Here is a 22,157-nt window from a genome sequence, read left to right as displayed (position 1 = left end):
TTAATTAACTACTCAGGTAGGTTTGATAAGCACCGTCACCCCAGGCAATCAGGGCTTCGTTTTCGAATAAAAGCGGCGTGCATTCATCCTGAGTTGTCATACCATCGGCACGAACATGCTGGGTACGGTAAAACATGACCTGGATTTCACGGCTATCCTGCATTTTTGCCTCGGTAATATCCGGCGTGCCCAGTAAAGCCATGACTTCTGCACGGGTAATACCCAGCTCCAGTTTGGAAATCTGCACTTTGTTATACTCTTCCCGGTCCTGCCAGTCCATGTTCTCCGGCTTGTCCGGATAAAACGCGATGAGTAAAAAAGCAAGGACCGCGTAAGAGGCTACGCCGATCAAAATAAGTCGGATTGCTTTACTGTTCATTTATCTTTGTCGTTTTACTGGTTAATTCATTATGGCCCTATCGGCCCTTAATCAATAGTAGTCTATCCAATTAAGGCCACACTGTCAGCTTTAAGAATGTTACTGATTATGAATCACGGTTAATGCTATAACAGGGCCGGTATTCCGTGCCAGGTAATTTCATGCGTTGCTGGGCAACAAAGGATTTCAGCAAGGCGTCGATGCGAGCCATTAAATCAGCTTCACCAGACAGATTAAACGGGCCAAAATCGCGGATTTGGCGAATGCCTTCGGCTTTCACGTTACCCGCTACAATCCCCGAAAATGCTTTGCGTAAGTTATTCGCCAAATCAGACAACGGTTGATCCCGGTGCAGATTTAGCGCCGCCATGGATTTATGGGTGGGATTAAAAGGTTGCTGGAAGTCGTCTTCGATTTTCAGTGACCAGTTAAAACTGAACGCATCACCCATGGCCAGTCTGAACTGCTCAACCTTTTTAACGCCCTGGCCAAGTACCCGGGCAACTTCCACCGGATCGTCCACAACAATCTGATAGCGATTTTGTGCTTTGGGCCCCAGGGTAGCGCCCACGAACTCGTGGATAGCCTCAAAATAAGACTCGCTGCCAGCCGGGCCGGTTAATATTACCGGGAAAGGCTGCTGGGCATTTCGCTCGTGGATAAGAATACCGAGCAAATACAGCAATTCTTCAGCGGTGCCTACGCCGCCAGGGAAAATAATAATGCCGTGCGCTATGCGAACGAAGGATTCCAGACGTTTTTCAATGTCGGGCATGATCACCAGCTCATTAACAATGGCGTTGGGCGGCTCAGCGGCAATAATGCTGGGTTCGGAGATACCAATATACCGGCCGTCACGGTAACGCTGTTTAGCGTGGCCAATGGCTGCGCCTTTCATGGGACCTTTCATGGCCCCTGGTCCGCAGCCGGTGCAGATGTTCATTTCGCGCAGACCCAGCTGATAGCCCACTTCCTTGGTGTATTTATATTCCTTAAGACCAATGGAGTGGCCACCCCAGCATACTATCGTGTTGAGTTCGTTGTTGCGTTCGATGACTTTGGCGTGACGCAGCATATCAAAAACCATGTCGGTAATGCTGCCGCTGTCCTGAGGGGCGTTCTCGTGTACAAAGGCGTACTTATTGCCCATGTAAAGCATGTCGCGTAACACTGAGAACAGATGCTCGTGAACACCTTTCACCAATCGCTCGTCGACAAAGCCAACTTCCGGCGGGTTTATCAGTTCGAGTTTGACGCCCCGTTCCCGTTTAATCAGCCGAATATCGAAGGATTCGTACGGGGCAAACAACATTTCGTAGTTGTCTTCATCCACACCGCTATTAAGCACTGCCAGGCAGCAGTTACGAAAGAGCTGGTACAGATTACTGTTTGTGGTGTCTTCAAGCTTGCTGACTTCAAGTTGGGAGAGCTGGCTCATCCAACCTACAGGGTTGAGCTGAATTTTTTTCATTCGTTATCCTGAATGACCACCTGATTCCGACCACCGGATTTTGCTTTATATAGCCCTTTATCGGCCCGCTCAAAGGCGGCGTCGAGCTTCTCCCCGGTACGGCACTGGGTACCGCCGATGGAGGCTGTGACTGTCAGGCGCTCTTGTTTAAATTTAAAGGGTAGCTTAGCCAGTCCCTCGCGCAACTCATTCAGGCGATTTAACAGTTTATCACTGGCATGATCGGGCAACAGTATAATAAATTCTTCACCGCCCCAGCGTGCCATAAACTCGCTGCTGGTCAGGTTGGTTTTCAAGTGGCGTGCTATGGCCTGGAGTGTTTTATCACCGGCGGCGTGGCCGTACTTATCATTGATCCGTTTAAAGTGATCCACGTCGACTACCGCGATACTCAGTGGCTTGTCCTGGGCCTGGCAGCGATCCCATTCTTTTGAAGCCCTTTCATTATATGCCATGCGGTTGGGCACCCGGGTGAGCGGATCGGTGTACATGTTTATGCGTTGCTCAACCAGCTTTTTACGGTATGAGTCGGTTTGTTTTTGCAGCGACGAGAGCTGTTGCTGCATGGACACCAGCAGTGACATCAGGCCCTCCTGTTCCTGACGCTCGGCTTCTTCACCGGCACTGAGTGAGTTAGCCATCTGGCCCAAGTAGTGCTGCGCCTGCTGCTTTAAGTCGTCGATATTGCTTTCGCCTTCCAGGGCGTCTTCCATGTCTTCCAGCACGTTTCGCAATTCCTGGTTGCGAGACTGGCGCGCCTCAAAACTCTCGGCACTTTTTGAAATACTGGATTGCACATCACCGTTAATATTACCCAGGGCATTATTCAGCCGCTGAATAATTTTACCGGCCGTATTGGCCTCGGTGAGGGTTTCCTGAACCATTACCCGGATCAGGATCAGGCAGCTATTCAGTAACTCTTCTTCGGTAAGTCCCTGGCCAAGCCTTTCCTGCAGGGAGGCGATGTAGTCATCCTCCGGGTTGACCCGGATATAGGTTTGTACCAACTGGCCAAGCTCATCGATAAGGTTTTGTTTAAGCTGTACCGTTCGGTTATTGGGTTGGTTGTCAGCCGCTGTCTCTTCAGTATTGCCCATGCCGGATTGATAGCACTTTAACACCTTTTGATAGAGCGGCAGCACGGCACTGATGCCATTGATGGGCTTTTTCAAGGCACTACTGACTTTGGCTGCCTGGCTGCGGGCCGCCGGCTCAGTCACCAGGCGCTGAAATGCCTGGATATCTTCTTCCAACTGGCGAAGCCAGGCCTGAGTCAGGGTTTTTACTGAGTAGGGCTCCAGCATTATTAGCTGGCTGACTTTATTCATGGATAGGGTGGCCAGAGTGAAATCAATCTTGCCACTTAAATGACCGCGCAGAGACTGTAATTCTTTATCAATCTCAGCCGATAGTCCCTCATAATAACTGGTGAGCCGGACTATAAATCCTGCGAGTTGCTCACTGTGAGCGCGCAGCGATTGGAGTTGTTTCGCTTCCATATGTTATGCAAGCTCCTTATTAGCCAAAAAAGCCGCCGGCATGCTACTGCCGGGCTAACCGATTGTTCGATACATTGAAATCAAAATTCGCCCGTAGCGGGTTGATATCTAAGCCGCCTCTGCGGGTGTAGCGCGCATAGACAGCTAACTTGTGCGGCTTGCAACGATTCATTAAATCACAAAAAATTCGCTCGATACACTGCTCGTGAAACTCATTATGCTGGCGAAACGAGATGAGATAAGCCAGCAATCCGGCGTGGTCTATGGCCGCGCCCTCGTAATGAATTTGCACACTGGCCCAGTCAGGCTGACTGGTGATCAGGCAATTAGACTTTAATAAATGACTCACCAGGGTTTCAGAAACCTGCTGTTCGCCGGTTGTGAGCAGCTCCGGGCTTGGCTCATAGGTATTGATTTCGATGTCCAGATCGTCAATCACGGTGCCGTCAAGTTCACCAAGGTGAAGGGCGCCAAACTGACCGGCGCTGGATAATTGCACGTCAACCGGTGCCTGGGCACAGGCCGATAAATCTTCGGTTAGGTGTCGGGCCACTTCATCTATGCTGCTGAAAACCGACTGGTTGAAGCTGTTCAGATAAAGCTTGAATGACTTAGACTCGATAAGGTTTTGCGAATCAATCGGCACCTGGCATTGTAAAATGGCGACCTGCGGTTTGCCTTTCGGATTAAGCCACGAAAGCTCATAACCGTTCCAGATATCCACACCGCCAAACGGCAGGGGCTGTGAAACGCCAATTTGTTCACGGCTTAGCGAGCGCGGCACACCTTGCAACAGCTCAGGCGTGTACTGTTCAATGTAGTCAACCTTTTGACCCAGTGTCAGGTTGGCGGGAAGAGACGGTGGCGAAGAGTGCTTTACTGTCATGCTGTCCTGTAACTTTTTTACCACTGATTAATCACGGCACGCGCATTCAATATGCAAAGCTGGTGTTTAAAGTGCCATAAATTCTTTACTATAGGGGTTTATTATACCTGATATGGAATCGCAATGGAGAAAATAGTTCAACAATCATTGCATAAGTTAATGCGCGATTTGCAACAAGCAGCAGCGTCTCATCCCGTGCTGATGACCACTGAGTTTGAAGTGGAATTAGCATCCCCCTGTTATGTGGGGGACGCCAGCCAGGGAGAGCCCTGCGCCTGGCAACCCGTACCGATGGAAGGAGAATATACTTTTGCCAATATCGAAAATGCCTTGCACATCACGCTGAACGAGCAATTTTGTAAGTTCTTTACCACTTACTGGAGTTTTAATCTGCCGGTTAAGGCTGAACAGGGCAACTGCGAATTATTGCAGGTTTGCAGTGAAGAGGACTTCGAGCGGCTACAACAAAACCTGATTGGGCATTTGTTAAGGAAACAGCGACTAAAACAGCCGCCCACTCTATTTTTTGGCTTAACCGATGAAGATGACTTTATTTTGTCTGTCGATAACGCCTCAGGCGAAGTGGTGCTGGAGCAGGTAGGCAAATTACCCACTCGTTGTCTGGCACCTGATCTGGCAACCTTTATTGATGGCCTGACGCCAGCCGCTTAACTGAGCTTTGCCAACCGGCTCTCTATCACCGCGAGAGCCTGTTCTAACTGTTCGACCCGTTTTTCCAGCTCAATGATGCGCTCTTTGTCGCTCAGAGTTTTGGGCTGAGCTTTGATCTGCACGTTTTGCTGGTTAAATACCTTTATCGCCTCGATGGCATCCAGCACAGTTACCTTGAACGGGGCTTTACCACGTAATAAGCCTACACCCGGTGTCAGACCTTCAGCCGCCAGTGTATGGCAGATTTCGACCAAGGTTTTATGGTTTTCTTTAGAGGACATGCGCTTACTCTTAACTGGTGACCAACACATCAGCCGGGCTTGGCCTGTAGCAGGTTAGTCAAAACAACGAAAATTTCGCTAATCATACCTATAGTTAGCACTGCCGCCAAGAGGCTTTTTTTAAATTCCTTAAAATTCAACGAGTTATAATTGGCCTCATTCTTGATTACCTGAAGTTCATTAGTGACTTATTATTTTTCAACAGGGAACCACTATGAAAAAATTAATGCTTTGTACTGCTCTGGTAGCACCAATGTTATTGTCTGGCTGTATTATCTCCGTGGGTGATGACGACAGAGAACACTATCAGGCCAGCTGGGAGCAGCGCGAGTATAACAACCGCAAACATATCAGCAATCTGGAAGTGAATGCGCACTTTGAAGACGTTACCCGTAAGATGGGTGTGGCCGACTTTAACGAAATGGTAGGCGAGGGCGATCATGTTTATCGGATCCTTTACTATCGCACGCAGCGAACCGAGGACGATGGCATCACCACTAAGGACGAGTGCACGCCACTGGTCTTTAAAGACAACCGCTTAATTGGTTGGGGTGAAGAAGCGGTTCGTAAAATTTAATCCGCCCACCGTTTACACTTATGGACAAGCCCGATAAACATCCCGTTTATCGGGCTTGTTGCTGTCTGGCCGGCCAAATTAATGATAGCGTGGGTGCACTACCTGTCTGGTTGTTGCACTCAATCCTCATAGTTAAGCTTATTCAAATGTATGAATATTGTTAATGATATATTTACACGGTGTAATTTTTTCGGCTAGAGTGGGGAACTGATGCACTTTTTGTGCGTCTATTACGTAACTCTTAAAACCAATCTTGTTGTTTTCAGTTTGCTGTTGTTCAGCAGCAGCGCTGAGCGGTTGAGTGAGAGGGCGGCCTGGGTCGCAATAACTGGCGTTTACGCATCACCACCACACGGGAGACAGGCTATGGTACAAGCGGAAATCAAACAAAACCTGGATAAAATCAGAGCCGCATACTTATCGGCGGAAGATCTGAAAGTGGCTGCATCCATCATTTACAACGCCTACCACGACGATCCAATTTTTTTACAAATATTCCAGAGCGAAAAAGAAGGCTACGAATCGCGGTTACGTTCGGCTATACGCGAAGAACTCACTGCTTTCTGGGAAGCAGAGCAACCCATTATTGGCTTGTTTGATGAGGGACGGTTATTGTCTGTTGCCTGTCTTACAGGGCCAGACAATGCTGCCGGGGCTGGTCGTTACTGGCACTGGCGGTTAAAGATGCTACTAACCACTGGTTATTACGGTACCCGGCAAATGCTCGAGAAAGAGGAAAAAATTCGCTCTGCCATGCCAGCTGAAAAGTATCACCTGTTGTCATTCATTGCGGTGCATCCGGACTATCAGTCACACGGTCTTGGTCATCTGCTGATGCGGGCAATCGACAGTGTCTTACTTGAGCATCGTGATTCAGAAGGGGTAGGCGTATTTGTGACGGTGCCTAAATACGAAACGTTTTTTTCCGACGGCTTTTATCAAAAGGTCGCGCAGGTGGAAATTGCGAATAAAACCGGGCAGGTAATGTTCCGTCCAAGGCCATAATCGTTCGCCGGGAATACCGTGCAGGGCGAGCAATCTGCCCTGCTTTTACCGAGAAAATGCCTTGTCAGTCTTGCGGGCCGAATCCCGTCAGGTATAGTGCCTGTATAGATAATTACACGCTGCAGATATGTCCGACTCTCTAGACTTCGATCCGGCACAAGCCATTCAGAATGAAGACGCCTGGGTAAGTGTCATCCAGAAAATGGATGAAGCCTATGCGGATCTGGTGCAGTCACAGGTCGAAGTCGAAGAAAAAAACGTTGAGCTGGAAGAGGCCAAAAGCTTTTCTGACAGTATTCAAAGTGCTATGAACGATGTGCTCGTCGTGTGTGATAACGACGGTATCATTGAAGGCGTAAACCGGGCATTAACCGAGCTGGTGGGGGAGTCTGAATCGGCTCTGATTGGTCGTTCTATTTTAACCTTTATCGCCCCGGAGTTGCACGACAAGGTACAGGGCTTTTACGAACGCCTGCGTGCTCAGTCTGTGCGCGACTACGAGCTGGAATTACAGGGCAAGTCGGGCAGTGTACCGTTATCGGTAAATTGTACGGCGCGCTTAAATCACCGCGGTAAGTCTGTGGGCATGGTGCTGGTAGGACGCCCTCTTGGTGAGCTGCAAAGAGCCTATAAAGAGCTTAATATTGCCCATGCTGAATTACAGCTCGCCCAGCAACGACTTATTCAGTCAGAAAAAATGGCTTCTCTGGGTCGTCTGGTGGCAGGTGTAGCCCACGAGCTGAACAATCCCATCAGCTTTGTGTATGGCAACATGCACGTGTTACGTCGTTACACCGATAAACTCAGCACTTACTTTGATGCGGTAGCCAGCGGTGAAAGCCGTGACGCGCTGCGCGAGATGCGTGAAAACATGCGTCTGGAAAAGGCCATCAAAGATCTCAATTCGCTGGTGGATGGCACCATGGAAGGCGCAGACAGAGTAAAAGAAATCGTCAATGATTTACGTCAGTTCTCGTCTGCGCAGGTGTCGGAGAAAGCGTCTTTCGACCTCAGTCACGCGGTGCATACCGCTTTACACTGGATAATGAAAGAAAGTGATTTTGCGGTTGAGGTGGTAGACAACATTCCCCGACCACTGGAAGCTTATGGCCATGCCGGGCAGATCCATCAGGTCGTGGTCAACCTGATCGAAAACGCGGTAGATGCCATGGCTGCTTCCGAGACGCGCAGATTAACCATCAATGCCAGTGCAGATAATGATGGCGTGTTATTGACCATAAGGGATACCGGATCTGGGATCAGCGCCGACGATGCGCCGCAAATTTTTGAGCCTTTTTATACAACCAAACCAGTTGGAATGGGAACAGGCTTAGGTTTATCAATTAGTTATGGTATCGTTTCGCAACATAATGGCGAATTATCCATCGACAATCATATCGATGGCGGTGCAATCGCTAGCCTGTTTTTACCTAACCGGGAGTCCGCTGATGCTTAATCTGTTATGGCTGCAATCCGGTGGTTGCGGCGGCTGTTCCATGTCGTTACTCAATGCCGAATCCCCCGATGTCCTGACCCTGTTTGAAAATGCGGGCATCAATCTGCTCTGGCATCCATCATTAAGCGAAGCCACCGGTGATGAGTGTATTGCCATGCTCGAGGGGATCCTGGCCGGTGACATTATTCTGGATATTCTTTGTATCGAAGGCTCTATGATGACCGGCCCCATGGGCACCGGTAAGTTTCACATAATGGGCGGTACCGGCAAGCCTATGATTGAGTGGGTAAAAGCGCTGGCGGATATTGCCCGCTACACTGTTGCTGTTGGTAGCTGCGCGGCCTACGGCGGTATTACGGCAGCTGGTGCCAATGATACTGATGCCACGGGCCTGCAATTTGATGGCGAAATGGCGGGCGGACTGCTGGGTAAGGATTTTACGTCGCAAAGTGGCGATCAGGTGGTTAATATCGCCGGTTGTCCGGTGCACCCTGACTGGGTTACCGAAACCCTGATGAGCATAGCGCTGGGTGAACACAATGATGAGCAACTCGATAAGTTTGGTCGTCCGCGTATGTACGCCGAGCACCTGGTGCATCATGGTTGCTCGCGCAACGAGTTCTATGAATATAAAGCCAGTGCGGTGGATATGGGCGATCGCGGTTGCATGATGGAAAATATGGGGTGTAAAGGCACCCAGGCGCATGCTGACTGTAACAGCCGGCCCTGGAATGGCCAGGGTTCCTGTACCAACGGTGGCTACCCGTGTATTAATTGCACCGCCCCCGAATTTGAAGAACCGGGCCACAGTTTTTGCCAAACGCCCAAAATTGCCGGGATCCCGGTTGGCCTGCCAACCGATATGCCCAAAGCATGGTTTGTTGCCCTGGCGCAATTGTCTAAAGCGGCCACGCCTGAACGGTTAAAAAAGAATGCCATTGCCGAGCAGCTAATCTATCCGCCCACCATTCATAAACGCAAAGGCTGAACTATCAGTATGTGCAGTCAGAGAGTAGCAGTATGAGCCGAATTGTCGCCGGTCCCTTTAATCGCGTGGAAGGGGACCTGGAAATTACCCTGGAAACCGGGGAAGATAAAGTACAGCGAGCTGAAGTAAACTCGCCGCTTTATCGAGGGTTTGAACGAATTTTACTGGGCCACAAACCCATGGATGCGCTGGTTTACACACCGCGGATCTGTGGTATTTGCTCAGTTACTCAGTCGGTAGCCAGTGCCCGGGCGTTAGCCGATGCCATGGGACTGGGAATGCCTAAAAACGGCGAGCTGTGTACCAACTTAGTGCTGGCAAGTGAGAACATTACCGATCTGACCACGCATTTTTATCTGTTTTTTATGCCCGATTTTGCCCGCGACACATACGCTGGGGCTAGCTGGTTTGATGATATTCAGGGGCGGTTTAAAGCCACTGCAGGCTCCGCAGCGGCCCAGATGCTGCCAGCCCGGGCCGATTTTCTGCACCTGATGGGGTTGATGGCCGGCAAGTGGCCACACACCCTGAGTTTACAGCCGGGTGGCGTAGCCAAAGCGATTGAACCCAAAGAGCGCATGCGTTTACTGGCTATCGTTGCCGGATTTAAGCGTTTTCTCGAAAGTACTTTATTTGGAGATAGCCTGACCACCATCAGTCAGCTTAAAAGCGAAGCCGAATTATGGCAGTGGTATCAGCAAAAGCCCTGGCAGAGCTCTGATTTCCGCCGCTTTTTACATGTGGCTGAAGTACAACAGTTACATCAGCTTGGCAGGGCAACCGATCATTTCCTCAGCTTTGGAGCCTATGGGGCGATTGATGACCCCATGTGGGCAGCTGGTAGCTATAGGAATGGCCAGACAAGTCCGTTGGATATCGCCCGAATAGTCGAAGATCACTCCCATAGCTGGATGAGTGACAGCGATCATCCGCATCCGCCGGCGCAGGGAATTACCCAACCCACGCTGGATAACGAGGCAGGATACAGTTGGTGTAAAGCGCCCCGCTTAGGTCAGGAGGTGGTGGAAGTCGGGCCATTGGCGCGACAGGTAGTTAACGGTCACCCGTTGATGCGAGACATGATCAGCCGCCATGGTGGCAATGTGTTAAGCCGGGTGGTGGCCAGACTGCTTGAAGTGGCCATTGTGGTAGGGCAAATGGAGCAGTGGATAAAGCAAATTGATCCCACGGCGCCCTTTTGTCATCACGGTGAAATGCCTGCCGAGGCCTCCGGCGTTGGCCTGGTTGAAGCGGCGCGGGGCGCTTTAGGTCACTGGCTGGAAGTGAAAAATGGTAAAATCAGTAACTATCAGATTATCGCCCCGACCAGCTGGAATTTTTCGCCCCGGGATCAACACGAACAACCCGGTGCGCTGGAGCAAGCTGTCGTTGGCGCGCCGGTAATGAGCGGTGAAAAAACACCGGTGTCGGTGCAACATATTGTCCGTTCTTTCGATCCCTGTATGGCCTGCACGGTGCATTAATGCCACACAGCAAAGGAATGCGCTTACGCGTTAACGGGATTGTTCAGGGCGTGGGTTTTCGCCCGTTTGTCTGGCGTTTGGCAACAGAGTTAAAGCTCACCGGGCGGGTTTTCAACGATGCCGGTGGCGTTATAGTTGAGCTTAACTGTAGTGAGGCGCAGGCTGGTGAGTTTGCTGAGCTGATGTTGCAGCAGCTCCCGCCACTGGCCCGGATTGATGCAATCCATCAAGAGGCGTTGGATTTACCTGTATTTTCATCCTTTGCAATAGATGTATCTCAGTCGGGGATCGTTACTACCGGCTGTGCACCGGATGCCGCTACCTGCCCGGACTGCCTTTCAGAGCTGTGCCAGCCTGGTGATCGCCGTTATCATTATCCGTTTATCAATTGTACCAACTGCGGCCCGCGGCTGAGTATTATCCGGCAAATTCCTTACGACCGTGCCTCCACCACCATGGTAGAATTTACCCTCTGTGCGGCTTGTCAGCAGGAATATGACAACCCGGCCGATCGCCGCTTTCATGCCCAGCCAAATGCCTGCCCTGATTGCGGCCCTCATTGCTGGCTGGAAATACCCGGTGGCGGGCCAGTCGCCAGTGAAACGCCGTTTCAGGCCCTCGGTGAGGCATTACGGGGTGGTCAAATAGTAGCGATAAAGGGGATTGGCGGGGTTCACTTAGCGTGTGACGCCACTAACGAGCAGGCAGTGAAACGATTGCGTGAACGAAAACAGCGCCCCCATAAAGCGCTGGCATTAATGGCCTCGAATATTGAGGCAGTCAGGCAGTTTGCCAGAGTTAACGAGCAGGATGAGGCGCTGCTAACGCATCCTGCTGCGCCGGTTGTGCTGTTGTCCCGGCAGGAAAACCCGGAGCAATTTAAAATTGCGCCATCGGTTGCACCTGACAATACGAAAATCGGTGTGATGTTACCTTATTCGCCGGTACATCATCTGCTCCTGGCAGAGGTAGACTTTCCGCTGATAATGACCAGTGGTAATCGTTCCGGAGAACCCCAGGCGATCACCAATGATGCGGCTCGCTCTCAGTTAAATAACATTGCCGATCTGTTGCTGTTGCACAATCGGCCAATCCACAACCGCCTGGATGATTCGGTGGTGGTGGCGGGTAAATACGGTACACAAATGCTGCGCCGCGCGCGCGGCTATGCGCCTGCCAGTTTACCGCTACCATCAGGCTTCTCTGCCGGGCAGACACTTATCGCTTTGGGCGGCCAGTTAAAGAATACACTGTGTCTGGTTAAGGATGGCCGGGCGGTGATTAGCCAACATCTTGGCGATCTGCACGATGCCAGTACGTTCGATGAATATTTGCACACTGTGCAGCTCTATCGCGAGCTGTACGAAAACGCTGCTGAACATTACGTCTGTGATATGCATCCGGAGTATCTGTCCACAAAACATGGTGTAAGCCTGGAAGAGCAGGGCAATCACCTTACCCGGGTACAGCATCACCATGCGCACATTGGCGCTTGTCTGGGCGACAATCAGTATCCACTGGCCGGCGATGCAGTACTCGGAATATGCCTGGATGGCACCGGTTTCGGCACCGATGAGACCCTGTGGGGCGGCGAGTTTTTATATGGTGGTTATGCTGCCATGAAACGGATAGCCTCACTAGCGCCGGTTCCCTTAATTGGTGGCGCTCATGCGATCAAGTCACCCTGGCGGTCGCTGTATGCTCAGCTCCGACAATGCTTCACTGCCGAACAACTGGCAGAAATGACCGATATTTGCCCACAGTTTGCTGACCCCATGTGCAACAGCTTCGAAAAAATGCTGACAATGCAGTTAAACTGCCCGTTGAGTAGCTCTGCAGGCCGGCTGTTTGACGCCGTTGCTACAGCCCTTGGCTGCGCCCCTGCACAAATCACCTACGAAGGGCAGGCCGCAATCCGGCTGGAATCGCTGGCTCTGAACTGTCAGGAAGATATTGAACCTTATCATCTCAGGATCACTGATAATCATATAGTGCCACAGGCGATGTGGCAGCAGATTGTAACTGATTTAGGCCAGGGACGGAGCAAAGCTGCTATGGCAATGGCTTTTCATAAAGGGCTGGTGGTTGCGCTTAGTGAGATGACGTTAAAGTTAAAAGCGGCTTACGACTTTACAACCGTAGTGTTATCCGGTGGTGTGATGCAAAACCTGCTGCTTGGTGAGGCGCTGCAGGATACCTTGCAGTCAAGTGGCTTTAAAGTCCTTACGCATCAGCAATTGCCGGCGAATGACGGCGGGATAGCCTTTGGTCAGGCCCTGGTTGCTCTGGCAAAAAATCAATAAAATCAGCTTTATCCGGCATAGCTTCTGCTCTGCCATCCCCTCATTAATTACTGTCTGGAAACACCGTTAACACAGTGTAAACAGACTTTCCGCTTTCCTCTTCTAGTGGTAAGTAGACTTCAGGTAACTCTCTCTCGATTTATTCTAACTTGATGAAAATAAATGGTTTTTGTAGTTGGTCTGTTGTTTGCATTCTGACTTGTGCGTACTAACAAAACACCACGCTGTGTTATTAGAAAAATAATAGCTGAACGCAACTTACATCAGAACAAAAACCAAGACCGATTGGCCGTGCAAATTTGAGGTAAGTGTAACTTCAGCGGTATCACTGCCGGAGGACCGAATGTCCCAATTAGAGACCTTTTACGAAGTCATGCGGCGACAGGGGATTACCCGTCGCAGTTTTCTGAAGTATTGTAGCCTGACTGCTGCTGCATTAGGCCTGGGCCCCGCGTTTGCACCGCGTATTGCCAATGCCATGGAAACCAAGGAGCGTACCCCTGTACTGTGGCTGCACGGACTGGAATGTACCTGTTGTTCTGAATCCTTTATTCGCTCTGCACACCCTTTGGTGAAAGACGTTGTACTGTCGATGATCTCACTGGATTACGACGATACGTTAATGGCGTCAGCAGGCCATCAGGCCGAAGCGATTCTTGAAGAGACCATGCAGAAGTACAAGGGTAAGTACATCCTGGCTGTAGAAGGTAATCCGCCGCTCAATGAAGACGGCATGTTCTGTATCGTTGGTGGTAAGCCATTCCTTGACCAGCTTAAGCATGCCGCCAAAGATGCGGCAGCCATTATTGCCTGGGGCTCATGCGCCTCATGGGGTTGTGTCCAGGCCGCACGTCCTAACCCTACTCAGGCGGTACCTATTCATAAAGTAATCAAAGATAAGCCCATTATTAAAGTGCCGGGTTGTCCGCCCATTGCAGAGGTAATGACCGGCGTAATTACCTATATGCTGACTTTCGGCAAGGTACCGGAACTGGACCGTCAGGGACGTCCGAAGATGTTTTACAGCCAGCGTATCCACGACAAATGTTATCGCCGTCCGCACTTCGATGCCGGTCAGTTTGTTGAACAGTGGGATGACGAGGGCGCGCGTAAAGGCTACTGCCTTTACAAAGTGGGTTGTAAAGGGCCAACAACTTATAACGCCTGTTCAACGGTGCGCTGGAACGAAGGCACGTCCTTCCCAATCCAGGCAGGCCACGGTTGTATTGGCTGTTCAGAAGATGGGTTCTGGGACAAGGGTTCCTTCTATGACCGTCTGACTGACATTAACCAGTTCGGTATCGAATCGAACGCTGATGAAGTAGGCACTGCCGTTGCTGGCGGTGTAGGTGCAGCGATTGCTGCCCATGCTGCCGTTAGTGCGGTTAAACGCGCGCAGCATAAGGGAGAACAAGAATAATGAACACGCCGTTAAATTCTAAATTACTCGACAGCTCAGGCCGCCGTATTGTGGTGGATCCGGTGACCCGTATTGAAGGGCACATGCGCTGCGAAGTGAACGTTGACGATAATAATATTATCCGCAATGCGGTATCTACCGGTACCATGTGGCGCGGGCTGGAAGTGATTTTAAAAGGCCGTGATCCGCGTGATGCCTGGGCATTTGTTGAACGTATTTGTGGGGTATGTACCGGTTGCCACGCACTCACCAGTGTTCGCGCCGTAGAAGATGCGCTGGGCATCGACATTCCGTTAAATGCGCACCTTATTCGTCACCTGATGGATAAGACCCTGAATATCCACGATCACGTGGTGCACTTTTATCATCTGCATGCGCTGGACTGGGTGAACCCGGTTAATGCGCTGAAAGCCGATCCGAAAGCTACCTCTGCCCTACAGCAGAAAATATCGTCGTCACATCCGTTATCCAGTCCGGGTTATTTCCGTGACGTACAAACGCGTATAAAGAAATTTATCGAAAGCGGTCAGTTAGGGTTATTTGCCAATGGCTACTGGAGCAACCCGGCTTATAAACTGCCGCCTGAAGCAGATTTGATGGCGGTGGCGCACTACCTTGAAGCGCTGGATATGCAAAAAGAGATCGTTAAGATCCACACTATTTTCGGCGGTAAGAACCCACACCCTAACTTTATGGTTGGCGGTGTGCCATGTGCGATTAACCTCGACGGTACAGGCTCATCGGGCGCACCGGTTAATATGACCAGCCTTAACTTTGTGCTGGAGCGTATTCGCGAAGCAGAAGCCTTCATTAAAAACGTTTATATTCCGGACGTGATCGCCATTGCCACGCTTTATAAAGACTGGTTGTACGGCGGCGGCCTGGCTGCTTCTAACGTGCTGAGTTATGGCACGCACACAGTGGTACCGGGCGATAAATCTACCGACCTCATTCCGGCTGGCGCGATTATCAATGGCAACTGGGACGAGATACACCCGGTGGATGTGCGTAATCCGGATGAAATTCAGGAGTTCGTGGATCATAGCTGGTATCAGTATGCCAACGGCGCTAAAGGCCTGCACCCCTGGGACGGTGAAACCGAAGCGAAATTTGAACTGGGGCCAAACTTTAAAGGCACCAAAACGAATATTAAAGAGCTTGATGAAAGCGCTAAGTACAGCTGGATCAAATCACCGCGCTGGAAAGGCCATGCCATGGAAGTGGGACCGCTATCACGCTACATCGTGGCCTATGCTTCTGGTAAAGAGTACGTTCAGGAACAGGTTGACCGCTCATTATCGGCGTTTAATCAGGCTACCGGTATGGACCTCGGCTTAAAGCAGTTCCTGCCTTCAACACTGGGCCGCACTCTGGCGCGTGCGCTGGATTCTGAACTGTGTGTCGACTCTATGCTGGATGACTGGCATCAGTTGGTCAATAACATTAAAAACGGTGATACCTCTACCGCCAACGTGGAAAAATGGGATCCGAAAACCTGGCCTAAAGAGGCTAAAGGTGTGGGGACCAACGAAGCGCCGCGTGGTGCGCTGGGTCACTGGATTAAGATTAAAGACGGTAAAATTGAAAACTACCAGGCGGTGGTACCCACCACCTGGAATGGTTCTCCACGTGATTCAGAAGGCAATATCGGTGCGTTTGAAGCGTCATTGCTTAATACGCCCATGGAGCGCCCTGATGAGCCGGTTGAAATCCTGCGAACTTTACACAGCTTTGACCCGTGTCTGGCCTGTTCCACACACGTAATGAGTGAAGACGGTCAGGAACTGACTAAAGTGAAAATTCGTTAAGAGAGCACTCTGTTGCTCTCTCTGGAGACTCAATTATGTCTACGTCAGTGAAAAGCAAAGCTGTTGAGAGAAGTCAGCTTACGGATAACCATCACAGTGGTGATGAGAAGGTTATCACCCGCCGTCAAACCGCGGTGTATGTTTACGAAGCGCCAGTGCGCTTGTGGCACTGGATAACCGTGTTTTCCATCATCACCCTGTGCGTTACGGGGTATTTTATCGGTCAGCCTTTACCCACTTTACCGGGAGAAGCCAGCGATAATTTCCTGATGGGTTACATTCGATTTGCCCACTTTGCCGCGGCTTACGTGGTAACCGTGGGCTTTATCGGCCGGTTGTACTGGGCGCTGGTAGGGAACCATCATTCCCGTGAACTGTTCTTCCCCAAGTTTTTTGTGAAAGCCTGGTGGAAAGAGGTATGGCACGAGGTACGCTGGTACCTGTTTATGGAAAAGACGCCCAAGAAGTACATCGGTCACAACCCGCTGGCACAACTGGGCATGTTCTTTTTCTTCATCCTCGGCATGATCTTTATGATCTTCACAGGCTTTGCGCTTTACAGTGAAGGTGCCGGGCAGGGAAGCTGGCAGGATACGTTGTTTGGCTGGGTGATCCCGCTGTTTGGCCAGAGTCAGGATGTGCATACCTGGCATCGCCTGGGCATGTGGTATCTGATCACTTTTATTATGATCCATGTCTATGTGGCAATTCGTGAAGACATCATGTCACGTCAAAGTCTGATCTCCACCATGATCAGCGGCTGGCGGATGTTTAAGGACGATAAGCCGGATTAAGGCTCCTCAGAGGGATGCAGGCAATTGTTGACCCCGTCTGCGTCCCTTTTTCTTTAACCCATTTTAATGACTATTCTGAGCAACCGGATGACAGCCTTCAACCTCAATGTTCGCAGCCATTGTCTGAGTAGCCGCAAGCCTGAACATCCCGGTATATTTCTTGAGCGTTGTTATCTTAAACCGCTGAATATCAGCCAGTCTGAGCTGGCGCGACTGTTAGGCATATCCCGCCGACGTGTACACGAAATTATCAAAGGCCAACGTGCGATCTCTGCCGATACCGCTATCAGACTGGCCCGACACTTTCAGACAACACCGATGTTTTGGTTGGAAAAACAACAGCTTTGGGAGCTGTACGATGCCAGCCGCCGATTCGTTAAAGAGGGTGGTTAGTAACTTTCCAATTGCTGGATAGTATTGTTATATCTATTTCCTTTTTTTTAGTATGGTTACTTGTAACGCCCCCCGTGACACCCCGCCATACGGCGCTTCCTGATTTTTTACTAAGTTGGCATGCAACTTGATGTATGTAAATAAAATGTAATTAGCGCAAGCGTCAGAGAGTCTGAGTTTTACTACCGTGCAAAATCTAATGAATGAAAAGCAAATACTTATTTTAGGCATTGGCAATGTGTTATGGGCCGATGAAGGGTTTGGTGTTCGCTGTGTTGAGGCGCTTAACCAGGATTATGATTTTGGCGACAACGTAAAAATCATGGATGGCGGTACCCAGGGCATTTATCTGGTACAGCATGTTCAGGAAGCCGATGTGCTTGTGGTGTTCGACGCTATTGATTACGGCCTGGCACCAGGCACCTTAAAAACCATCTATAACGACGAAGTGCCTAAATTTATGGGCGCTAAACAGATGAGTCTGCATCAGACCGGTTTTCAGGAAGTGTTAGCCATGGCCGAGTTTACCGGTCATTACCCGGCGGATTTGTTGCTGGTGGGGTGTCAGCCGGTTGAGCTGGAAGATTTTGGCGGTAGTTTGCGCGAGGAAGTAAAGGCACAGGTGCAACCCGCTATCGACATTGCGCTGGCCTACCTGACGCAGTTTGGTATTTGTGCGCAACGAAGCGCAGGGACGGCACAGGCGCTGGCGCCGGGTCAGTTAAACCTGAGCGACTATGAGCAGGGCCGCCCGGATGAGCAGGCAGCGTGCCGTACCGGTGATAGCCGTGTAATAGGCGGAGCTGTAGGGGAAAGTACCAAGTAATGTGTATTGGCGTGCCGTTTCAGGTTATTCACACCGACAGCCACAAGGCTTACTGTCAGCGCGGCGCAGAGCAGCGCTGGATTGATATCTCGCTGGTGGGCGATGTAGTGGCTGGTGACTGGTTGTTAGTCTTTTTAGACGCTGCCCGGGAAGTGCTCACTGAAGCGCGGGCACAACAGGTGGAAGAGGCCGTCAGCGCTATAGAACGGGTGATGTCCGGGCACAGTGTCGATCTCGACGATTGCTTCAAAGATCTGGTAGACCGGGAGCCTGAGCTACCTGACCACTTAAAACCGCTTTTAAAATAAATAAGATAAGAGAACACTATGAACTCACCGCTGATCAATCGTCTTATCGACGAATTAGGCTATCCCTTACTCGACGACGATAACTTTGAAGGTTTCATTGAGCAGACACCAATTAGTGTGCTGTTTTTAACCGAAGATCCTAAACGCTTTCCGGAAAGCCTGGATGTAGCTGTGATCCTGCCAGAGCTGATCAAGCAATTTCCTCAGCTTACCCCAGCGGTGGTATCTGAAGATATTCAAACCGCCTGTCGCGGCCGTTATAACTTTATGGCGTGGCCGGCACTGGTGTTTCTTAAGCATGGCCAGTATCTCGACGCGATTACCAAAGTGCAAAACTGGGATGACTACGTACACGAGATCCATCGAATCCTGACGCTGGAGCCCCGCCCGGATCCGGGTATTGGTATTCCGGTAGTGTTTAATCCGGTGAGTAAACGTTGCGGACAATAGGGGAACAACATGCGTGATAACAGTATAAACATCGTCAATGTCCCAATCGGGCCGGGCAGCCAGTCCGAAGGCGACATGGTGCTTGATTACATGAAGATGCCATCGGAAATGAACACCTATGATATGCCATCGTTTCCGCAAGAAAGTGAGCTGGAACGTTGCCCACAGGCCATGAGTATCCTCGCCGATATCCAGCTTATGCTTGGCCAGATCAACGAAAACGGTCAGAGCAGCATTATGACGCTTACCGAGTTACCCCAGGCAGATTTAAACCTGCTTAATCAAATCCTCGGTGAAGGCGAGGTGAGCGTTGTGATCGATGGCGATAAGCCGGTCAGAATTCAGGAAACGGTCATGGCCGGTATCTGGCGTTTACGTACCTTTGACGAGCAGAGTAACGTGACAGCAGAAGCTATTGAGGTGGCAGAGATCCCCGAATGTGTGAAAGACCAGGCATTTGCCACTAAGGTGGATTTACCTTCCAGAATCGCCAGGCTGCCTGAAGGGCTGTTGAATGCGCCTTCGGTACTGGTAGAAATTGCTGATACCTCTGCAGACTACCAGCGCGACCCGGGGATGGCCTCGCATGTGATAAACCTGTCCTTGCTACCTTTTTCGCCTGAAGATCACTACAGCCTGACCGAAACCACCGGTACCGGCAGTGTCACCATTTTGTCCCGGGGATACGGCAACTGCCGTATCACGTCGACTCAGGTAGATGGCCTGTGGCGGGTACAGTATTACAACAGTACCGACCAACTTATCCTGGACACCCTGGAAATTGTGGCAATTCCTGCCGTGGCTTGCGCAGCCCCCGAGGATCTGGCCGATTCAGCGGTACGTTTGTCTGAAATCCGCGATGCGTTGGTATAGGAAGGCAGAATGAGTTTTCAGGGTTTTGAAGGCAGTTATTTAGGCGATGCCAGCCGCATTGATAAGCAGGCCAGACTTGAATGCAAAATATGCTGGTATGTATACGATCCGGGCGAAGGTGATGAGGTCTGGCAAATTCCACCAGGCACGGCGTTCGTCGACCTACCCGACCACTGGCGGTGTCCGGAATGTGATGGTGACCGCGATCAGTTTATGGTGATAGAGGACTAACAGTGTCAAACGGTACAGCAGTTGTCGCTTTCTATGAATCGGTGGCCCGCAAAATGGCAGGCCTGCCGGTGTACAATAATAAGCTCGCAGTGGATGCGACCGATTTTTTGTCATGGGAAGACAATTGGCTGGGCATCATCGTTACGCCCTGGTGTATGAATATTGTGTTGCTCCCGGGCGAGGCGTCTCATCATAACGCTAAGCAAGTTGGCGCTAAATTTCGTCAGAAATTGCCCTCCGGCCAGTATGATTTTATTCGTGCTTATGCCCGGGAATGTGGCGATTTCGCCACCTGCTCGGTGTTTTCACCGATGTTTGAGTTTTCCTCACAGAGCATAGCGATGGAAACCGCGCAGGAAGTGCTGGCAGCGTTGTTTGATACAGAAAACATTGCGGCTTCAGAACGACATCAAAGCTATACGGTTCATAGCGAAATGCGTCAGGCTGCTGAGCTTGATGCAAAAGACTGTGATGCAGAGAGTGAACAGCAACTGGCCGATGATGCGCCACAGGTGAGTCGCCGGGCATTCTTAACCGGCAACTTCGCCCGGCAAGAGGACAGCAGACCATGAATATTGCTGCAGAACTGGCTGGCGGAAGTAAAGCGCATAACGCAGGGTCTAATCCGCTTACCGGCGGCATACAAGTAACCGTTTGTTATAACCGTGACCATATCAAAGCCGTTGATATCAACAATACCCGCCCGTTTGCCGTTACCCGCCTGTTCAGCGAAAAACCGGTTGATCGGGTACTGTCGACGATGCCATCGCTCTTTTATATTTGCGGGATAGGGCAGTTAATCGCCGCGCTCAGAGCCGTAGAGAGCGCCACTGGCATCACTGAAACGTCGGTCATAAAGCAAGCCCGGGATACACTATTATTTGCCGAGTCGTTAAGAGAGCAGGTGTTTAGCTGGGTGACCAGCTGGGCACCACAGCATAAATCCAGAATGCGTCATGTGGTGGACTGGTTCAATCAGTGTCGTAAGCAACTTGACTGGTGTTTAACCCTGGCTTCGGCAACATCCGGTGAGGCGGATTGTCAGCCTGCGCTAGAGCAATTGGCCCGGCAACTGGAAGAGGTTATTAAGCCATTATTACCGGCCAACCAGGCCGGATCCTCGTTAGCAACGATGGGATTATCAACCCAGGTATGTCAGTTGTTGAAAGCCTGCGGTGAATACCCGTTAGGACTGGCCGCAAAAACGTTAAACTTAACTGAGTCGCAACAGCTGATGGCAGTGTTGACATCATTAAAAGCTGCGGAAGCGGAACAGTTTTGTCATCAGCCAACCGTTAGTGGGGCACCGGCCGAAACCGGCTGTTGGGCTCGACAAAATATTGAAGCCAGAGGATTTTTAATTGAAAGTCGCCTGCGCTCGCTTTACCGTGAAATAACCACAGCGCCAATGAGGCTCAGATCAATAATCGGCCAGCATCAGTTTAGTCGGGCTGAGGGAACAGGCGTGCGGGGCTGCTCTGTAGTCGAAACGGCCAGAGGTTCTCTGTTACATAAAGTTGAACTGGATAACCGTAATCACGTGGCTAAATACCAGATTATTGCCCCCACTGAGTGGAATTTTCATCCCCAGGGCAGTCTCAAAACCATGCTGGAAGGGCTATATTTACCCTGGGATCAGGTAACCCCGGTGGTGGAAACCCTGATAAAACTTCTCGACCCTTGTGTGTCGTGGCGGTTGGAGTTAATTCATGCATGAGATGTCTATTGCAGAAGGGATCCTGCAGGTATTAGAAGAACAGGCCGTGAGCCAGTCGTTTGAAAAAGTCAAAGCGGTGTGGGTCGAAATTGGCCCGCTCGCCACCATCGAAGCCGACGCACTGACGTTTTGTTTCGATGCCGTTATAAGAGGAAGTCTGGCCGAAGGCGCCAGCCTGCACATTATAAAAATGCCGGGAAAAGCCTTCTGTTTGCAGTGTCTGGATACCGTCCCGGTCACGCAACGCTATGACAGTTGCCCTGTTTGTGGCAGTTATCACTTACAGATAACGCAGGGTGAAGAAATGAGAATAAAAGAACTAGAGGTGGCATAAAC

Annotated in this window: 24 protein-coding genes; 19 read left to right on the top strand and 5 right to left on the bottom strand. The window is 50.7% G+C overall.

The features are described from left to right. Window positions 1-4: 4 nt before the first annotated feature. The 4 genes from AC566Q_RS17205 to queF form a co-directional block, all read right to left on the bottom strand. A complete protein-coding gene (locus tag AC566Q_RS17205; protein WP_105933852.1) occupies window positions 5-379 on the bottom strand; it encodes a DUF3192 domain-containing protein in 375 nt (124 codons plus the stop codon). A 106-nt stretch (window positions 380-485) separates the two neighbouring features. After that, window positions 486-1,850 (bottom strand): nucleotide 5'-monophosphate nucleosidase PpnN, encoded by a 1,365-nt coding sequence (gene ppnN / locus AC566Q_RS17200; protein ID WP_499608689.1) that lies wholly within the window; start codon window positions 1,848-1,850, stop codon window positions 486-488. After that, a complete protein-coding gene (locus AC566Q_RS17195; protein WP_499608686.1) occupies window positions 1,847-3,349 on the bottom strand; it encodes a GGDEF domain-containing protein in 1,503 nt (500 codons plus the stop codon). Before AC566Q_RS17195 ends, ppnN begins: the two co-directional genes overlap by 4 nt. A gap of 43 nt (window positions 3,350-3,392) precedes the next feature. Beyond that, window positions 3,393-4,235 carry an NADPH-dependent 7-cyano-7-deazaguanine reductase QueF gene (gene queF / locus AC566Q_RS17190; RefSeq protein WP_499608682.1) on the bottom strand — a complete coding sequence of 281 codons (843 nt, stop codon included), beginning with the start codon at window positions 4,233-4,235 and terminating at the stop codon, window positions 3,393-3,395. Between the two features lie 123 nt (window positions 4,236-4,358). Between queF and syd the strand changes: the two genes are divergently transcribed. Continuing rightward, entirely contained in the window at window positions 4,359-4,907 is a 549-nt protein-coding gene (gene syd, locus AC566Q_RS17185) for a SecY-interacting protein (protein ID WP_499608678.1), read from the top strand. On the opposite strand, the gene AC566Q_RS17180 is transcribed toward syd, so the two are convergent. Continuing rightward, window positions 4,904-5,188 carry a hypothetical protein gene (locus AC566Q_RS17180; protein WP_499608672.1) on the bottom strand — a complete coding sequence of 95 codons (285 nt, stop codon included), beginning with the start codon at window positions 5,186-5,188 and terminating at the stop codon, window positions 4,904-4,906. The genes syd and AC566Q_RS17180 overlap by 4 nt on opposite strands. Window positions 5,189-5,402: 214 nt before the next feature. Between AC566Q_RS17180 and AC566Q_RS17175 the strand changes: the two genes are divergently transcribed. The 18 genes from AC566Q_RS17175 to hypA all read left to right on the top strand — a co-directional run bounded on the left by AC566Q_RS17175 (window position 5,403) and on the right by hypA (window position 22,155). Beyond that, window positions 5,403-5,765: a DUF3192 domain-containing protein gene (locus AC566Q_RS17175; RefSeq protein WP_123324358.1), complete on the top strand. Its 363-nt coding sequence runs from the start codon at window positions 5,403-5,405 to the stop codon at window positions 5,763-5,765. Window positions 5,766-6,131: 366 nt separating this feature from the next. Next, a complete protein-coding gene (locus AC566Q_RS17170; protein ID WP_499608663.1) occupies window positions 6,132-6,770 on the top strand; it encodes a GNAT family N-acetyltransferase in 639 nt (212 codons plus the stop codon). Between the two features lie 127 nt (window positions 6,771-6,897). Further along, window positions 6,898-8,226, top strand: a complete 1,329-nt coding sequence (locus tag AC566Q_RS17165; RefSeq protein WP_499608660.1) for a PAS domain-containing sensor histidine kinase — start codon at window positions 6,898-6,900, stop codon at window positions 8,224-8,226. Further along, the gene (locus AC566Q_RS17160; protein WP_499608655.1) at window positions 8,219-9,214 is read left to right on the top strand and encodes an NADH-quinone oxidoreductase subunit B family protein; all 996 of its coding nucleotides are present in this window, start codon (window positions 8,219-8,221) and stop codon (window positions 9,212-9,214) included. Before AC566Q_RS17165 ends, AC566Q_RS17160 begins: the two co-directional genes overlap by 8 nt. A 32-nt stretch (window positions 9,215-9,246) precedes the next feature. Then, window positions 9,247-10,698 carry a nickel-dependent hydrogenase large subunit gene (locus AC566Q_RS17155; RefSeq protein WP_499608651.1) on the top strand — a complete coding sequence of 484 codons (1,452 nt, stop codon included), beginning with the start codon at window positions 9,247-9,249 and terminating at the stop codon, window positions 10,696-10,698. Continuing rightward, complete coding sequence (gene hypF / locus AC566Q_RS17150; RefSeq protein WP_499608648.1) at window positions 10,698-13,001, top strand: carbamoyltransferase HypF; 2,304 nt, start codon at window positions 10,698-10,700, stop codon at window positions 12,999-13,001. Before AC566Q_RS17155 ends, hypF begins: the two co-directional genes overlap by 1 nt. A gap of 343 nt (window positions 13,002-13,344) precedes the next feature. Continuing rightward, window positions 13,345-14,421 carry a hydrogenase small subunit gene (locus AC566Q_RS17145; RefSeq protein WP_020745478.1) on the top strand — a complete coding sequence of 359 codons (1,077 nt, stop codon included), beginning with the start codon at window positions 13,345-13,347 and terminating at the stop codon, window positions 14,419-14,421. Next, the gene (locus AC566Q_RS17140; RefSeq protein WP_020745479.1) at window positions 14,421-16,229 is read left to right on the top strand and encodes a nickel-dependent hydrogenase large subunit; all 1,809 of its coding nucleotides are present in this window, start codon (window positions 14,421-14,423) and stop codon (window positions 16,227-16,229) included. Before AC566Q_RS17145 ends, AC566Q_RS17140 begins: the two co-directional genes overlap by 1 nt. 35 nt (window positions 16,230-16,264) lie before the next feature. Further along, the gene (cybH, locus tag AC566Q_RS17135; protein ID WP_071978378.1) at window positions 16,265-17,023 is read left to right on the top strand and encodes a Ni/Fe-hydrogenase, b-type cytochrome subunit; all 759 of its coding nucleotides are present in this window, start codon (window positions 16,265-16,267) and stop codon (window positions 17,021-17,023) included. 87 nt (window positions 17,024-17,110) lie between these two features. Next, window positions 17,111-17,416: a HigA family addiction module antitoxin gene (locus tag AC566Q_RS17130; protein ID WP_499608639.1), complete on the top strand. Its 306-nt coding sequence runs from the start codon at window positions 17,111-17,113 to the stop codon at window positions 17,414-17,416. 199 nt (window positions 17,417-17,615) lie between these two features. Next, complete coding sequence (locus tag AC566Q_RS17125) at window positions 17,616-18,242, top strand: HyaD/HybD family hydrogenase maturation endopeptidase (RefSeq protein ID WP_499608636.1); 627 nt, start codon at window positions 17,616-17,618, stop codon at window positions 18,240-18,242. Next, window positions 18,242-18,550: a HypC/HybG/HupF family hydrogenase formation chaperone gene (locus AC566Q_RS17120; protein WP_499608634.1), complete on the top strand. Its 309-nt coding sequence runs from the start codon at window positions 18,242-18,244 to the stop codon at window positions 18,548-18,550. Before AC566Q_RS17125 ends, AC566Q_RS17120 begins: the two co-directional genes overlap by 1 nt. An 18-nt stretch (window positions 18,551-18,568) precedes the next feature. Beyond that, a complete protein-coding gene (locus AC566Q_RS17115; RefSeq protein ID WP_499608631.1) occupies window positions 18,569-19,000 on the top strand; it encodes a hypothetical protein in 432 nt (143 codons plus the stop codon). A 9-nt stretch (window positions 19,001-19,009) separates the two neighbouring features. Continuing rightward, a complete protein-coding gene (locus tag AC566Q_RS17110; RefSeq protein ID WP_499608628.1) occupies window positions 19,010-19,873 on the top strand; it encodes a hydrogenase expression/formation protein in 864 nt (287 codons plus the stop codon). 9 nt (window positions 19,874-19,882) lie between these two features. Continuing rightward, the gene (locus AC566Q_RS17105; RefSeq protein ID WP_499608625.1) at window positions 19,883-20,104 is read left to right on the top strand and encodes a rubredoxin; all 222 of its coding nucleotides are present in this window, start codon (window positions 19,883-19,885) and stop codon (window positions 20,102-20,104) included. 2 nt (window positions 20,105-20,106) lie between these two features. After that, window positions 20,107-20,676, top strand: a complete 570-nt coding sequence (hybE, locus tag AC566Q_RS17100; RefSeq protein WP_499608622.1) for a [NiFe]-hydrogenase assembly chaperone HybE — start codon at window positions 20,107-20,109, stop codon at window positions 20,674-20,676. After that, on the top strand, window positions 20,673-21,821 hold the full coding sequence (locus AC566Q_RS17095; RefSeq protein WP_499608620.1) for a nickel-dependent hydrogenase large subunit: 1,149 nt from the start codon (window positions 20,673-20,675) through the stop codon (window positions 21,819-21,821). Before hybE ends, AC566Q_RS17095 begins: the two co-directional genes overlap by 4 nt. Continuing rightward, window positions 21,814-22,155, top strand: a complete 342-nt coding sequence (gene hypA, locus AC566Q_RS17090; protein ID WP_020745489.1) for a hydrogenase maturation nickel metallochaperone HypA — start codon at window positions 21,814-21,816, stop codon at window positions 22,153-22,155. The genes AC566Q_RS17095 and hypA overlap by 8 nt, the downstream gene beginning before the upstream one ends. Window positions 22,156-22,157 lie beyond the last annotated feature (2 nt).

The organism is Alteromonas sp. H02 (assembly GCF_059682525.1).
This window is presented reverse-complemented; position numbering and strand designations above follow the sequence as displayed.

Bases quoted from the DNA above. Each gene is read 5' to 3' on its own strand.
- AC566Q_RS17140 (WP_020745479.1), top strand. From the start codon at position 14,421: ATGAACACGCCGTTAAATTCTAAATTACTCGACAGCTCAGGCCGCCGT.
- AC566Q_RS17115 (WP_499608631.1), top strand. From the start codon at position 18,569: ATGAACTCACCGCTGATCAATCGTCTTATCGACGAATTAGGCTATCCC.
- AC566Q_RS17125 (WP_499608636.1), top strand. From the start codon at position 17,616: ATGAATGAAAAGCAAATACTTATTTTAGGCATTGGCAATGTGTTATGG.
- AC566Q_RS17195 (WP_499608686.1), bottom strand. From the start codon at position 3,349: ATGGAAGCGAAACAACTCCAATCGCTGCGCGCTCACAGTGAGCAACTC.
- cybH (WP_071978378.1), top strand. From the start codon at position 16,265: ATGTCTACGTCAGTGAAAAGCAAAGCTGTTGAGAGAAGTCAGCTTACG.
- AC566Q_RS17175 (WP_123324358.1), top strand. From the start codon at position 5,403: ATGAAAAAATTAATGCTTTGTACTGCTCTGGTAGCACCAATGTTATTG.
- AC566Q_RS17205 (WP_105933852.1), bottom strand. From the start codon at position 379: ATGAACAGTAAAGCAATCCGACTTATTTTGATCGGCGTAGCCTCTTAC.
- hypF (WP_499608648.1), top strand. From the start codon at position 10,698: ATGCCACACAGCAAAGGAATGCGCTTACGCGTTAACGGGATTGTTCAG.
- AC566Q_RS17160 (WP_499608655.1), top strand. From the start codon at position 8,219: ATGCTTAATCTGTTATGGCTGCAATCCGGTGGTTGCGGCGGCTGTTCC.
- AC566Q_RS17155 (WP_499608651.1), top strand. From the start codon at position 9,247: ATGAGCCGAATTGTCGCCGGTCCCTTTAATCGCGTGGAAGGGGACCTG.
- syd (WP_499608678.1), top strand. From the start codon at position 4,359: ATGGAGAAAATAGTTCAACAATCATTGCATAAGTTAATGCGCGATTTG.
- AC566Q_RS17105 (WP_499608625.1), top strand. From the start codon at position 19,883: ATGAGTTTTCAGGGTTTTGAAGGCAGTTATTTAGGCGATGCCAGCCGC.
- ppnN (WP_499608689.1), bottom strand. From the start codon at position 1,850: ATGAAAAAAATTCAGCTCAACCCTGTAGGTTGGATGAGCCAGCTCTCC.
- AC566Q_RS17170 (WP_499608663.1), top strand. From the start codon at position 6,132: ATGGTACAAGCGGAAATCAAACAAAACCTGGATAAAATCAGAGCCGCA.
- AC566Q_RS17110 (WP_499608628.1), top strand. From the start codon at position 19,010: ATGCGTGATAACAGTATAAACATCGTCAATGTCCCAATCGGGCCGGGC.
- queF (WP_499608682.1), bottom strand. From the start codon at position 4,235: ATGACAGTAAAGCACTCTTCGCCACCGTCTCTTCCCGCCAACCTGACA.
- AC566Q_RS17145 (WP_020745478.1), top strand. From the start codon at position 13,345: ATGTCCCAATTAGAGACCTTTTACGAAGTCATGCGGCGACAGGGGATT.
- AC566Q_RS17095 (WP_499608620.1), top strand. From the start codon at position 20,673: ATGAATATTGCTGCAGAACTGGCTGGCGGAAGTAAAGCGCATAACGCA.
- AC566Q_RS17120 (WP_499608634.1), top strand. From the start codon at position 18,242: ATGTGTATTGGCGTGCCGTTTCAGGTTATTCACACCGACAGCCACAAG.
- hypA (WP_020745489.1), top strand. From the start codon at position 21,814: ATGCATGAGATGTCTATTGCAGAAGGGATCCTGCAGGTATTAGAAGAA.
- AC566Q_RS17130 (WP_499608639.1), top strand. From the start codon at position 17,111: ATGACAGCCTTCAACCTCAATGTTCGCAGCCATTGTCTGAGTAGCCGC.
- AC566Q_RS17180 (WP_499608672.1), bottom strand. From the start codon at position 5,188: ATGTCCTCTAAAGAAAACCATAAAACCTTGGTCGAAATCTGCCATACA.
- AC566Q_RS17165 (WP_499608660.1), top strand. From the start codon at position 6,898: ATGTCCGACTCTCTAGACTTCGATCCGGCACAAGCCATTCAGAATGAA.